The following is a 14,749-nucleotide window of genomic DNA, read 5'->3' as shown; positions in this document are numbered from 1 at the left end:
ATGAAAAAACTACTTGTCATAATCATTGTCTTACTTACAAGCTCAAATTCGTTTGGGCAGTGGGTCTTTGGAAGAAATCCTATTATCAATAAACCTGACTGGGACAAACAACGTGTTCATTGGGGGTATTACTTAGGGTTTAACTCTTATGACTTTAAGTTTAATTACGACAAGAACTTTTATGACAAGCTTCAAGAATATGAAGAAAAACAAGGTACACCAAGTGATTATACAGAAATTCAAGTTACATCTAACATTGGATTTAATGTAGGATTGGTTGGTAACTTAAGGATTATGGAATATATAGACTTGCGTTTTGAACCAGGTCTATATTATACCAAAAGAGAATTAAGATACCCTTCTGCTATTATCAATGAATATTTTCATTCACAAGGTATTGCAAACCCTTCAACTAATGAATTGAACAATACTTCAGTTAAAAGTGTAAGTTCAACTTATATTCACTTTCCATTACTTTTGAAGTTCTCTTCTAAGCGAATTGGAAATATTAAACCTTATGTACTGGGTGGTGCTTCTTTAGATTTAAACCTAAGTAGCAATCACAAATCTGACTCTGATAACTTTGAAGGTATGTGGAGAATGAAAAACTGGACTGCTAATTATGAATTAGGAGTTGGTATCGATATTTACTTTGAATACTTTAAGTTTTCACCTTCAGTTCGTGGAGTATTTGGAATTGGTGATGAATTAAAAAGAGATAATAAAAACAGCCCTTGGACTGGAGATATTACCTCTATGAAAACAAGAGGATTATTCGTAAACTTTACCTTCCATTAGAAGTTAATTCTACGAAACTCATTTATAACTATAGACGCTGCCATTGCAACATTTAAACTTTCGGTTTGTTGCAAAGATCCAAAGCGAGGAATTGCTATTTTTTGTGTTACTAATGATTCTATTGTTTCAGAAATTCCATTAGCTTCATTTCCCATTACGATTATTCCTTTATTTACAAACTCCTGTTTATAAATACTTTCTCCGTCCATAAACGTTCCGTAAACAGGAACATCCGGCACATCTTTAATCATCTGCTCTAAATCGCCGTAAACTAAATTTACTCTGACCATAGATCCCATTGTTGCTTGTACCACCTTTGGATTATAAACATCAACTGTTTCACTTGTGCAAATAATATGACGAATACCAAACCAATCACATAGGCGAATAATAGTACCTAAGTTACCTGGATCTCGTATATTATCAAGAGCTACTACAATATCATCATAGTTAACTTCCTCTTCTTTAGCACAATGAAATACAGCCAAACAATTAGAGTTAGTCGTTAAAGCAGACATCTTTTTCATATCATCTTTACTCACAAGAGAAACCATTGAAGAAGAAACTTCAAAGTTTAATTCCTCTGTACAATAAATATGCTCAAGAACTAAAGACGATTTTAGCAATTCACCTATCACTTTAACCCCTTCTGCTATAAAAAGTTGGTGTTCTTTTCTATATTTTTTCTGATGTAAACTCTTAATTAATTTGATTTGGTTTTTCGTAACCATAAAAAAATGTATTTTTGACTGATAATTGACATTACTACTTTGAGCAAATATTTCCCAAAAATACTACTAATTCTATTAATGAGCATAAGTTTTTTTTCTTGCTCAATCACGAAGCGCGTTCCTGAGAACCAAGCTTTGTTAATGGATAATATCATTATTGAAAATGGTAAAAAAACGACAAAAGAAGATATAATTAATCAATTGTATCAACACCCGAATAGTTCTTTACCAATGACTAATTTCAGATTGAGATTAGCCTTATATAATCTTGCAAAGCCAAATGCTGACTCATTGTACCATCAATGGCTAAAAGAACATCCAAGGACAAATAAAACATTAGAAGCTATCTTGTCAAAAAAACAAGTGAATAGATTGGGTGAATCATTTGTAATTTCAGGTATTAACAACTTTCTTATTAAAACAGGAGAAGCACCTGTCTTACTTGATTCTTTAAGAACAACTAAATCAATCGCTCGCTTATCAAATTACTACTTTAACAAAGGATACTTTGACCGTACAGTAGTTAATAAGGTTGATAGCGTTGGCGTAAAGAAAGTAAAAAACACATATACTATTAATACTGGACTTCCTTACTATATAGATAGTATTAGTACTGATATTACAACAAAACCTTTAGAGGAAATATACGAAAGATCGAAATCAAAGAGCAAGATAAAAACTAATACAGTTTTCGATGTTCAAAATTTTGAAGATGAACGTAAAAGGATAACTGCTGAATTTAGAGACAATGGTGCTTATCATTTTCAAGAATTAAATATTCGCTATGAAGTAGACACCGTTTTACAGAAAAAAAACAAAGCTAATATTGAAATGATCATTGACCCGAGAACAGTAAAATCGGGAGATACACTTATTCAAGTACCTTTTAATATTTACAAAATAAGTGATGTCAATATTTACACTGACAATAGCTCTAAAAACAAAGAGTATGTATTAGACAGTGTACATTATAACAATTTTAATATTTATAGTTCAACCAAACTACAATACAAACCGAAAGCCTTAACAGACGCTATATTTATCACAAAAGGAAGTACTTTTAGTGACCAAAGACGTATGCTTACTTCCCGTTCGATTAGTAACTTGCGTACATTTAATTATCCTGTAATTGAATACATTGAAGACCAAAGAGATTCTACTGGACAATCATTAATCAGTAACATCTATTTGACTTCAAGAAAAAAAATGACTTTCAACCCTTCGTTAGATATCACACACTCAAATATACAAGACTTTGGTATTGGAGGAAGTGTTGGACTTTTATTTAGAAACGTATTTAGAGGGGCAGAACTTTTAGAGATAAATTTAAAAGGAGCATTAGGTTCATCAAGACAAATGAACAATCCTAATAACGTTTTCTTCAATGTTACAGAATATGGTGGAGACATTAAGTTAACTTTTCCAAGATTATTATTCCCTATCAAAACAGAAAAAGTGATTCCTAAAACAATGTTGCCTACAACTTCTATGAGTTTTGGACATTCACAACAAAGAAATATTGGGCTGGATAAAAACAACTTTAATGGTATTATTAACTATAGCTGGTATCCATCAAGAAAGAACTCTTTTAGCGTTGACTTAGCCAATATACAATATGTTAGAAATACCAATCCGCAAAACTATTTTAGTGTATATAAATCATCCTATAAAAGATTAAATGACATTTCTAAAGAATATGAAAATGTCAATCCAGATTACGTTGACCAAAACGGCAACCTTACAATCTCTGAAGGAGGGGCTAATCACTTCATTAGTGAAGCATTAAGCCCAGACAATCCTCTAAGCATTAATCAACAAGATTATAGAGAAATTAGAAGTATTGAAGAAAGAAGAATTCGTCTATCAGAAAACAACCTTATCATTGCCTCAAACGTTACATTTACTAACACAACACGTACTAATATTGCTGACAACAACTTCTATACACTAAAAGCAAAAGTAGAATCGGCTGGTGGATTAATGGACGTTATTATGAAAAGTGCCAGTTCTAAAGTAGGCCCTACAGGTAAGAAAACAATCTTAGATGTAGAGTTCTCTCAATATGTAAAAACAGAAGTAGACTTCGTTAAATATTGGGATTTAGGACATAAAAAAGTAATAGCAATGCGTTTATTTGGAGGATTAGCCGTTCCGTATGGTAACTCCAATTCGATTCCCTTTACACGTAGTTACTTTTCAGGAGGATCAAATGACAACAGAGGATGGCAATCCTATAGACTTGGTCCAGGGCGAAGTGGCGGAATTAACGATTTCAATGAAGCTAATATGAAACTATTTTTCAGTACAGAATATAGATTCAATGTAGCAGGAAAATGGTATGGTGCACTGTTTGTAGACGCATCGAATGTATGGAACGTTTTTGATGATGTAGAACAAGAAGAATATACATTTAATGGGATATCATCCTTAAAAGATTTTGCAGTAGCATCAGGATTTGGAATTCGCTATGATTTTAGTTTCTTTGTATTCCGATTAGACTTTGGATTTAAAACATACAATCCATCCATAGAATCAGATCGCAAGTGGTTTAAAGAGTTTAGCCTAAAAGAATCGGTTCTAAATGTTGGAATTAATTATCCATTCTAATCAAATAATAATTAGTATTTTTGTAAAATAAAAAAACAACACGACTATGGCACATAATATTAAACCAGGGGTTGCATTTGGAGACCAAGTGCAAGAGATTTTTAAATACGCTAAAGAAAAAGGATTTGCGTTACCAGCGGTAAACGTAACAAGTTCAAGTACTATTAATGGAGTATTAGAAACTGCAGCTAAGTTAAACTCACCTGTAATAATTCAGTTCTCTAATGGAGGTGCTGCATTTATGGCTGGAAAAGGTCTTTCAAATGAAAACCAAAAAGCTGCTATTATTGGAGCTGTTGCTGGAGCTAAACACGTTCATACTTTAGCAGAAGCTTATGGTGTACCTGTAATTTTACATACAGACCATTGTGCTAAAAAATTATTACCTTGGATTGATGGGTTATTAGATGCTGGTGAAGAGTTTATGAAACAATTCGGTAAACCTCTTTTCAGTTCACATATGATTGATTTATCAGAAGAATCAATTGAAGAAAATATTGAAATTTCTAAAAAGTACTTAGCAAGAATGGAAAAACTTGGTATGACATTAGAAATTGAATTAGGAATTACTGGAGGAGAAGAAGATGGAGTTGACAATAGTGATGTTGATACTTCAAGATTATACACTCAACCAGAAGAAGTAGCATATGCATACGAAGAATTATCAAAAGTAAGTCATAGATTTACAATTGCAGCTGCTTTTGGAAACGTTCACGGTGTTTATAAACCAGGAAACGTAAAACTTACTCCTGTAATTTTAAAAAATTCTCAAGAGTATGTTGCTAAAAAATATAATTTAGCGCACAACCCTGTTGATTTTGTTTTCCACGGAGGATCAGGTTCTACATTAGAAGAAATTAGAGAAGCTATTTCTTATGGTGTAATAAAAATGAATATAGACACTGACCTTCAGTTTGCATATACAGAAGGTGTAAGAGACTATATGGTATCAAAAATTGACTATTTAAAAACTCAAATAGGAAACCCAGAAGGAGCAGATGTACCGAATAAAAAGTACTACGATCCTCGTGCTTGGGTAAGACAAGGAGAATTGACTTTTAACGCTCGTTTAGAAGAAGCTTTTAAAGACTTAAACAACGTTAACACCTTATAGTCTGACTCTTTGTTTAAAAACATAGTATAAACAAAACAAACATTTTATGGCTTGGTTTAAAAGAAAAGAAAAAGGAATTCAGACACCAACAGAAAACAAAAAAGATATTCCTAAAGGTTTATGGTATAAATCACCTACTGGAAAAATTATTGATTCTGATGAATTAGCACATAATTTATGGGTAAGTCCAGAGGATGGATATCACGTTCGTATTGGTAGTAAAGAATATTTTGAAATTCTTTTTGACAACAACGACTACAAAGAAATAGCCAAAAGCCTTTCTTCAAAAGATATTTTAAAATTTGAAGATACTAAAAAGTATGTAGATCGTTTAAAAGAAGCAATGGCTAAAACGCAATTGAAAGATGCTGTTAGAGTTGCTGTTGGTAAATCAAAAGGAGAAAAATTAGTAGTTGCTGCTATGGATTTTGCTTTTATTGGAGGTTCTATGGGATCTGTAGTAGGAGAGAAAATTGCACGTGGAATTGACTACTCTTTAAAAAACAACATACCTTTCTTAATGATTTCAAAATCAGGAGGAGCACGTATGATGGAAGCAGGTTTTTCATTAATGCAAATGGCGAAAACTTCTGCAAAATTAGCTCAATTGAGCGATGCTAAAATCCCGTACATTTCATTGTGTACTGACCCTACAACAGGTGGTATTTCTGCATCTTTTGCAATGTTAGGAGATATTAATATCGCTGAACCTGGTGCATTAATTGGATTTGCAGGTCCTCGTATTGTGAAAGATACAACTGGTAAAGATTTACCAGAAGGATTCCAAACATCTGAATTCTTATTAGAACACGGATTCTTGGATTTCATCACTCACAGAAGAGATCTTAAAAAGAATGTAAATCAATATTTAGATTTAATTCTTAACAGAGCAATGAGATAATATACTCGTTATTATAAAAAAGGGCTAATTCCAGATGGAATTAGCCCTTTTTACTTTTTATATATTTTATACTACCCTCCCATTCTAATTGCCTCAACAGGATCTAATTTAGCCGCTGAACGAGCTGGCAATAAACCTGATATTAAACCAATTATTCCAGATAAGAATAATCCAATTACAATATTGTAAAAGCTCAACACAAACTTAAAATCGGAAAAGCTATTGATAAGCAATGCTATTCCCCAAACTAAAAACAAACCTACTACACCACCAATCAAAGCCAATATCACAGCTTCAAAAAGAAACTGAAACATAATAAACCTACTCTTCGCTCCTATTGCTTTTTGAACACCTATTAAGTGTGTCCTTTCATTTACAGAAACAAACATAATATTAGCAATTCCAAAACCACCCACTAATAAAGAGAAGCCACTTATAACCCAACCAACCACATTCATCTTCCCTACAATTTCGTCAATCATATCCAACATCCCCCCAAAGACATTAATAAAGAAGTTATTCTCCTCGCTTACTTTAATACCACGAAACATTCGCAACTTAGAAGCTATTTCCTCTTCAAATTGTTTGATATCACTTCCTTTAAAAGGCTTTAGGACTATAGCAGGAGTACCCTTTATATTTGTATCCCCATAAAGCTGACGTAAGAAATTCACTGGAAAAAACACCGTTTCATCGTGGCTTCCTCCAAGTGCTTTACCTTGTTTGTTTACAACACCTACAACACGAAAATTACGTCCATAAAAACGCACTGACTTACCTATTGGATCATAATTTTTAAACAAAGTATTTGCTATTTCATAACCAAGAACTACAACTGCAGCTCCTTTTGTAGATTCTGCCTCATTAAAAAAACGACCATTACCTATTTTTACATTGTCTAAAAACTCCATTTCAGAGGTGCAAGGCTTCACGTTTACACTTTCAACTACGTTAGCTCCAAATTTAATATTCTCACCACGCGTAAAAACACTATAAGATATAAACTCTACTTCCTTTAAATTTCTCTTTAAATAATCATACTCTTCATAAGTAACCTTGGGAAACCTATCGATCTTCCATTTAGGAACATCCGTTGGTCCAAAAGAATGATTAAAAACGTACATCATACTTCGGTCGAGTCCACTTAATTCAGACTTTATATTTTTATCCATCGAATCTACAGCAGCAAGAACAGCAATGATTGAGAATATACCAACTGTAACCCCTAATAGAGATAATAAAGTCCTTAACTTGTTAGTTATCAAAGCAGCCCAAGCAAAACTAAAACTCCCTAAAATCAATCTTAAATACAACACCATAACTTACTAAAAACATTGTTAATACGTCATATAAATAAGACGACGGTTAGTTCTGTACATCCCAAAAAAACATACATCCTTCTAAATTAAACATTATTGCAAAAAAAGAAAAATAATAGTCAAAAAGTTGCAGATTAAACTTTGATTAATAGACTTACAATGGTTACTTTTGCTTTTTACTAAAACACACACACACAACATGAACACAACTAAAAAAATTCAATCGGCATTGATTTCCGTTTTTGATAAGAACGGTTTAGAACCGATTGTTAAAGAGTTACACAAGCACAATGTAACTATTTACTCAACAGGAGGAACAGAAACTTTTATTAAAGAATTAGGTATTCCTGTAGTTCCAGTAGAAGACGTAACATCTTATCCTTCAATATTAGGAGGAAGAGTAAAAACGTTACACCCAAAAGTATTTGGTGGAATATTAAACAGACAAGATCACGAAGGAGATATCGCTCAAATGAAAGAGTTTGATATTCCACAAATAGATTTAGTGATTGTAGACTTATATCCATTTGAAAAAACTGTGGCTTCTGGAGCTGTAGAAGCAGATATTATAGAAAAAATTGATATTGGTGGTATTTCTTTAATTAGAGCTGCTGCTAAGAATTTTAAAGATACAGTAATTGTTGCCTCTGTAACAGAGTATGATTTGTTTTTACAAATGTTACAAAACAACAATGGAGGAACGAGTCTTGCAGAAAGAAGATTATTAGCAACTAAAGCATTCCACGTTTCTTCTCACTATGACAGTGCTATTTTCAATTATTTTAATGCAGAAGAAACTACATTAAAAATCAGTATTGACAATGGTAACGAATTGAGATATGGAGAAAACCCACATCAAAAAGGACACTTCTTTGGTAATTTCGACGAATTATTTCAAAAATTACACGGAAAAGAATTGTCTTACAACAATTTATTAGACGTTGATGCTGCTGTTAATTTAATGAATGAATTTAAAGGAGGATTACCAACCTTCGCTATTTTAAAACACAATAATGCTTGTGGTGTAGCTCAAAGACCTACAATGAAACAAGCATATCTTGATGCTTTAGCAGGAGATCCAACATCTGCTTTTGGAGGTGTTTTGATTGCTAATGACAAAATAGATGTAGAAACAGCAAAAGAAATCAACAAATTATTCTGTGAAGTAGTAATTGCTCCATCATTTGATGTAGAAGCAATAGAAATTTTACAAGAAAAGAAAAATAGAATTATTTTAGTTTTAAACGACGTAAAACTACCTACAAAACAAGTTCGTACTTGTTTAAACGGTATTTTAGTTCAAGATAAAGATAATGTAACAGACAATAAAGACATCTTGAAAACCGTTACTAAATTATCACCTTCTACTAAAGAAATAGATGATTTACTATTTGCTTCTAAAATTTGTAAGCACACTAAATCAAATACAATTGTTTTAGTAAAAGAAGGTCAATTATGCGCTTCAGGAACAGGACAAACATCACGTGTAGATGCATTGCGCCAAGCTATTGAAAAAGCAAACTCTTTTGATTTTAATTTAAAAGGAGCAGTAATGGCAAGTGATGCCTTTTTCCCATTCCCTGATTGTGTAGAAATTGCGGGAAATGCAGGTATAACAGCTGTAATCCAACCAGGAGGATCTATCAAAGACGACTTAAGTATTAATTATTGTGATGAAAATAATATCGCAATGGTACTTACAGGAATTCGTCATTTTAAACATTAATTTATTACTTTTGTAACGCACAAATTATATTAACTATAAAAGCCTTTTAATTGTATGGGATTTTTTGATTTTATGACTGAGGATATCGCGATCGACTTAGGAACAGCGAATACTCTAATCATACACGATGGAAAAGTGGTTGTAGACAACCCTTCTATTGTAGCCCGAGATAGAACAACGGGAAAAATTATTGCTGTCGGGAAAGAAGCAAGTTTGATGCAGGGGAAGACACATGGTAATATCAAAACAATCCGCCCTTTAAAAGATGGTGTAATTGCTGATTTTGATGCGTCAGAAAAAATGATAAGCCTCTTTATCAAGAGCATCCCTTCATTAAGAAAAAAGATGTTTACGCCTGCATTACGTATGATCGTTTGTATCCCTTCAGGTATAACTGAAGTAGAAATGCGTGCTGTAAAAGAATCTTGTGAACGTGTGAATGGTAAAGAGGTTTACTTAATACACGAACCTATGTCTGCTGCAATAGGTATTGGTGTTGACATTATGCAACCAAAAGGAAACATGATTGTTGATATCGGAGGAGGAACAACAGAAATTGCTGTAATAGCTCTTGGAGGAATTGTTTGTGATAAATCAGTAAAAATTGCTGGTGATGTATTTACAAATGATATCATTTATTATATGCGTACACAACATAACTTATTTGTTGGAGAGAGTACTGCAGAAAAAATAAAAATCCAAATAGGAGCGGCTACAGAAGATTTAGAAACTCCACCTGAAGATATGTTAGTTCAAGGTCGTGACTTACTTACTGGTAAACCAAAACAAGTAACTGTATCATACAGAGAGATTGCTAAAGCCTTAGATAAGTCTATTCAACGTGTTGAAGATGCAGTAATGGAAACATTATCTCAAACTCCGCCTGAATTAGCAGCTGATATCTATAATACAGGTATTTACTTAGCAGGTGGTGGATCAATGTTAAGAGGTTTAGACAAACGTATTTCACAAAAAACAGATCTACCTGTTTACATTGCTGAAGACCCATTAAGAGCAGTAGTAAGAGGAACAGGTTTAGCTATTAAAAATCTTGATAAATACAAAAGTGTATTGATCAAATAAAAATAACTTATGCAGCAAATAATCAATTTCTTTATAAAAAACAGTACTAAGCTACTGTTTTTGCTGCTTTTAGTCATATCATTCGGATTAATAATTCAAACACACTCTTTTCATCAGAGTTCTTTTATTAGTTCAGCGAATGGTGTGACTGGTTATGTCTATGAAAATGTAAATGATTTTAAAGAATATATGCACTTAAAAACAGAGAATGATGCTCTTGTTTTAGAAAATGCACTTTTAAAATCAATTGTATACAATAGTACTTCAGAACAAGATTCTGTTGAAATAAAGAAACTCATGCCTTTAGAAAGGCAAGAGTTTTCTATTATTGTAGCCAAAGTAATCCGCAATACCTTTAATACAAAAGAAAACTACATTACGATTAAAGGTGGTTCTAAGCAAGGTATCGAAAAAAATATGGCCGTTATTAATAGTAATGGAGTTTTAGGTATCATTGAAAGAACTTCAAACAACTATTCAACTGTACAAAGTATCTTAAACGTTAAATCTAAGATTAATGCTAAAATTAAGGGATCTAATCACTTTGGTACTTTAGAATGGGATGGTAAAAACACTGGATATGTGCATTTATCAGATATACCAAGATTAGCAGAGATCTACAAAGGAGATACTATCGTTACTGGTGGTGATTCAACTATTTTCCCTGAGAACATTCCTATTGGTGTAATTGATAAAGCATATACAAATGAAACATCAAACTACTTCACCATTTCAGTTCGCTTATTCAATGATATGACGAACTTAGGATACATCTATGTTATCACTAACAAAGATATAGAAGAAATTAATCAACTTGAAGAGGAGACTACAAATGAATAGTATTGCATTTTCAAATATTGCTCGATTTATAGTGTTGTTAATCGCACAGATTTTAATATTTAATAATATTGATCTGTTTGGTTTTATAAATCCTTTTCCCTATATACTTTTCATAATACTCTACCCTTCTGAAAACTCAAAACCTATATTTTATATAGCAAGTTTTATGTTAGGTTTAGTGGTAGATATGTTTGAAAACTCTGGAGGAATTCACGCAGCTTCAAGCTTAATTCTTGCTTTTTTTAGACCTTCTGTACTAAAATTTTCTTTTGGTATTAGTTATCAATATCACAACTTAAACATTATCAAAAAAGTTACTAAAGACCTTTTTAGTTCTTTAGAAGTAATGGGATATATCGTTATATCTGTAGTTATTCATCATATTGTATTATTTGGATTAGAGTTTTTTAGATTTAACTTCGTTTGGGAAATCTTGTATAGAACATTACTTACAACAATCACTACTCTATTAGCTTGTATTTTAATTCTATTTTTGATTAAACCATCTAAGAAATGAGAAAATTGTTATTGCCAATTATAATTGTAGTTGTTACAGTTGTAATCTTATTAAGGCTGTTTTATTTACAAGTTGTAGATGACACATATATCAAAAAATCAGAAAATAACGCACTTAAAATAGTCTATGAATATCCTGAAAGAGGTTATGTTTTCGATCGTAATGGTAAGTTATTGATTGCAAACCAACCGTCTTATGATATTATGGTTATTCCAAGAGAAGTTAAAGACATTGACACTTTAGCTCTTTGTAACTTATTAGACGTATCTATAGAAACGTTTAATACTAAGCTTGAAAAAGCAAAAAAATATAGTCCACGTTTACCTTCTATTTTCTTACCACAGTTGAATAAAAGGGAGTATGCGGCATTTCAAGAAAAAATCAGAAACTTTAAAGGTTTTTATATCCAGAAACGTAACTTAAGAGATTACCAAGTTTCTTCCGGTGCTAATATTTTCGGATATATCAGACAAGTTAACGAGCAAAACATTAAAGCTAACCCATACTACAAATCAGGAGACTTAATAGGTATTCAAGGTGTTGAACAACAATATGAAGAAACACTTAGAGGTACTAAAGGCGTACGATATATACAACGTGACCGATTTAATAGAGAAATAGGTTCTTTTAAGAATGGTATATACGATACTTTAGCTGTAAAAGGAGAAGATATCACCCTTACCATAGATAGTGAACTACAAGCTTATGGAGAGCTTTTAATGCAAAATAAAAGAGGGGGAATTGTAGCAATTGAACCTAAAACAGGTGAAATATTAGCACTTGTTAATGCTCCAAGTTATGACCCATCTTTACTTGTAGGCCGAGAAAGATCCAAAAATTACACTAAACTATATAATGATTCTTTAGCAAAGCCGTTATATAACCGTGTATTATCAGGAGAATACTCTCCTGGTTCACCATTTAAAATACTTACCGCGTTAATTGGATTGCAAGAAGGTGTAATAACACCTCACACGACCTTTAGTTGTAATAGAGGTTTTTATTATGGAAAAGGAGCTTGGATGGGATGCCACGATTCAGGTAATTGGAATTTAAATACCGCAATAGCAAAGTCTTGTAACACCTATTTTGCAAATGCTTATAAACGAGTTATTGAAAAATATAAATCACCTACAGTAGGAATTAATAAATGGAGTGAGCACTTACATAGCTTTGGTTTAGGTCAATTTTTAGGTTATGACTTACCAGAAGGTAGAAAAGGACATATTCCTGACGCTGATTATTACAACAGATGGTATCCAAATGGTGGGTGGAGAAGTACAACAACAATCTCCAATTCCATCGGACAAGGAGAAGTTATACTAACACCAATGCAACTTGCTAATATGATGGCTGCCGTAGCTAATCACGGTTATTATTATACACCTCATATTATCAAAAACATCGAGCATCACGATATTGACAATAAGTTTACTACTAAACACCAAACATCAATAGATCCACAACATTTCTTACCGATTGTACAAGGAATGAATGATGTGTTTAATTTTGGTACAGGTAGATCTGTATATGTTGACGGTTTAGATATGTGTGGTAAAACAGGTACGGTTGAAAACTTTACCAGAATTAATGGTAAACGCTATCAATTAACAGATCACTCAGTGTTCGTTGCTTTTGCTCCGAAAGAGGATCCTAAAATTGCAATTGCTGTATTCATTGAAAACGGATACTGGGGAAATCGTTGGGCAGCTCCGATAACAAGTTTAATGATTCAAAAATATTTATTAAAAGAAATTGTAAGAAAAGACCTTGAAGATAGAATGTTAAAAGGTAGCTTACAATCAGAATACGATAGAGTTCTTCAATTATATAGAGCAACAGAGAAAGCACATAAAAAATGAAAAATGTAAGTGTTCAAAAAAATATTGACTGGATAACGATACTAATATATGTTTTATTAGTATTTGCTGGTTGGATAAACATTTACTCTGCTTCTTTACCTGCGGAGACAACTTCTATATTTGATCTTAAACAAATATATGGAAGACAATTAATGTTTATAATTATGTGTATTCCTCTTATTATTTTGATTGTCTCAATAGACGCTAAATTTTATGAGAAATATGCGTTAGTATTTTATGTAATAGGACTACTGTCTATACTTGGATTGTTCTTTTTTGGTAAATCTGTAAAAGGACAAACCAACTGGTATCAAATAGGAGGTTTTGGTATACAGCCCTCAGAATTTGTAAAAACTACAACTGCATTACTTTTAGCCAAATACCTCTCAGATAATCAAACTCATTTAGCTACATTTAAAGAGCAAATTGCAGCTTTAGCAATTGTTGGTATACCTACCTTATTTATTTTAAAACACGATACAGGAAGTGCAATGTTATTCGTATCTCTTGTTTTTGTTTTATACAGAGAAGGGTTGCCAAGTTGGTACTTATGGACAGGTTTTATAACTATTATTCTATTCGTTCTTGCCCTTGTAGTTAAGCCTATAATCATTATTACTTTAATCATTATAGCTGTTAGTATTCATTTTTATTTGAATAAAAAAATCACAAGAAACCCCGTTTTTTACATTATTTTAACAGCAATAATGACTACTTTTGTCCTTTCAGTAGATTACGTTTATGACAACGTTCTTGAGTCTCACCAGAAAGACAGAATAAATGTTTTAATTGGAGAAGAAGTAAATTTACAAGCTGAAGGATATAATTTAAACCAATCAAAAATTGCTATTGGTTCAGGAGGTTGGTCAGGTACAGGCTTTTTAGAAGGAACACAAACAAAAGGTGGTTTTGTTCCAGAGCAGCATACTGACTATATCTTTACAACAGTCGGTGAAGAATGGGGATTTACAGGAGCAACAGTCGTGATTATTTTATTTGTAGGATTATTTTTTAGACTAATATATTTAGCAGAAAGACAAAAGAAAACTTTCAACAGAGTCTATGGCTATTGTGTAGTTTGTTTTCTTTTTATACATTTCGCTTTTAATATCACAATGCTAATTGGTTTATTCCCTACAATTGGAGTACCATTACCTTTCTTCTCTTATGGAGGGTCAAGTTTAATGGCGTTCACAGTTCTACTTTTTATCTTTTTAAAATTAGATGCCAATAAAATTAATGAGTGGTAAT

Annotated in this window: 12 protein-coding genes; 10 read left to right on the top strand and 2 right to left on the bottom strand. The window is 32.2% G+C overall.

Annotation, left to right across the window (positions count from 1 at the left end; translation table 11 throughout):
* A complete protein-coding gene (locus tag GQS07_RS06890; RefSeq protein WP_158210175.1) occupies positions 1-798 on the top strand; it encodes a porin family protein in 798 nt (265 codons plus the stop codon).
* Here GQS07_RS06890 and GQS07_RS06885 read toward each other — a convergent pair.
* Complete coding sequence (locus GQS07_RS06885; protein ID WP_158210174.1) at positions 795-1,529, bottom strand: TrmH family RNA methyltransferase; 735 nt, start codon at positions 1,527-1,529, stop codon at positions 795-797. The two genes, GQS07_RS06890 and GQS07_RS06885, sit on opposite strands and share 4 nt — an antisense overlap.
* A gap of 78 nt (positions 1,530-1,607) precedes the next feature.
* Between GQS07_RS06885 and GQS07_RS06880 the strand changes: the two genes are divergently transcribed.
* Genes GQS07_RS06880 through accD form a run of 3 tightly spaced genes read left to right on the top strand, consistent with a single transcriptional unit; the run spans position 1,608 to position 6,151 of the window.
* The gene (locus GQS07_RS06880; RefSeq protein WP_158210173.1) at positions 1,608-4,136 is read left to right on the top strand and encodes a BamA/TamA family outer membrane protein; all 2,529 of its coding nucleotides are present in this window, start codon (positions 1,608-1,610) and stop codon (positions 4,134-4,136) included.
* A gap of 46 nt (positions 4,137-4,182) precedes the next feature.
* The gene (gene fbaA, locus GQS07_RS06875; RefSeq protein WP_090408899.1) at positions 4,183-5,250 is read left to right on the top strand and encodes a class II fructose-bisphosphate aldolase; all 1,068 of its coding nucleotides are present in this window, start codon (positions 4,183-4,185) and stop codon (positions 5,248-5,250) included.
* A 46-nt stretch (positions 5,251-5,296) separates the two neighbouring features.
* Positions 5,297-6,151 (top strand): acetyl-CoA carboxylase, carboxyltransferase subunit beta, encoded by an 855-nt coding sequence (accD, locus tag GQS07_RS06870; protein WP_158210172.1) that lies wholly within the window; start codon positions 5,297-5,299, stop codon positions 6,149-6,151.
* A 71-nt stretch (positions 6,152-6,222) separates the two neighbouring features.
* On the opposite strand, the gene GQS07_RS06865 is transcribed toward accD, so the two are convergent.
* Positions 6,223-7,470: an ABC transporter permease gene (locus GQS07_RS06865; protein WP_158210171.1), complete on the bottom strand. Its 1,248-nt coding sequence runs from the start codon at positions 7,468-7,470 to the stop codon at positions 6,223-6,225.
* Between the two features lie 199 nt (positions 7,471-7,669).
* Here GQS07_RS06865 and purH point away from each other — a divergent pair, with 199 nt between their 5' ends.
* From purH to rodA, 6 genes are read left to right on the top strand one after another with little or no spacing between them, the layout of a single operon-like run.
* Positions 7,670-9,196: a bifunctional phosphoribosylaminoimidazolecarboxamide formyltransferase/IMP cyclohydrolase gene (gene purH / locus GQS07_RS06860; RefSeq protein WP_158210170.1), complete on the top strand. Its 1,527-nt coding sequence runs from the start codon at positions 7,670-7,672 to the stop codon at positions 9,194-9,196.
* A gap of 54 nt (positions 9,197-9,250) precedes the next feature.
* Positions 9,251-10,279, top strand: coding sequence for a rod shape-determining protein (locus tag GQS07_RS06855; RefSeq protein ID WP_090408887.1), 1,029 nt, complete (start codon positions 9,251-9,253; stop codon positions 10,277-10,279).
* 9 nt (positions 10,280-10,288) lie between these two features.
* Positions 10,289-11,119, top strand: a complete 831-nt coding sequence (gene mreC, locus GQS07_RS06850; RefSeq protein WP_158210169.1) for a rod shape-determining protein MreC — start codon at positions 10,289-10,291, stop codon at positions 11,117-11,119.
* The gene (locus tag GQS07_RS06845; protein ID WP_158210168.1) at positions 11,112-11,636 is read left to right on the top strand and encodes a rod shape-determining protein MreD; all 525 of its coding nucleotides are present in this window, start codon (positions 11,112-11,114) and stop codon (positions 11,634-11,636) included. Before mreC ends, GQS07_RS06845 begins: the two co-directional genes overlap by 8 nt.
* On the top strand, positions 11,633-13,498 hold the full coding sequence (mrdA, locus tag GQS07_RS06840; protein WP_158210167.1) for a penicillin-binding protein 2: 1,866 nt from the start codon (positions 11,633-11,635) through the stop codon (positions 13,496-13,498). Before GQS07_RS06845 ends, mrdA begins: the two co-directional genes overlap by 4 nt.
* Complete coding sequence (gene rodA, locus GQS07_RS06835; RefSeq protein WP_158210166.1) at positions 13,495-14,748, top strand: rod shape-determining protein RodA; 1,254 nt, start codon at positions 13,495-13,497, stop codon at positions 14,746-14,748. The genes mrdA and rodA overlap by 4 nt, the downstream gene beginning before the upstream one ends.
* The last annotated feature ends 1 nt before the right edge of the window (position 14,749 follow it).

Origin of the sequence: Myroides phaeus (genome assembly GCF_009799805.1) — a bacterium.
Classification (GTDB): domain Bacteria; phylum Bacteroidota; class Bacteroidia; order Flavobacteriales; family Flavobacteriaceae; genus Flavobacterium; species Flavobacterium phaeum_A.
This window is presented reverse-complemented; position numbering and strand designations above follow the sequence as displayed.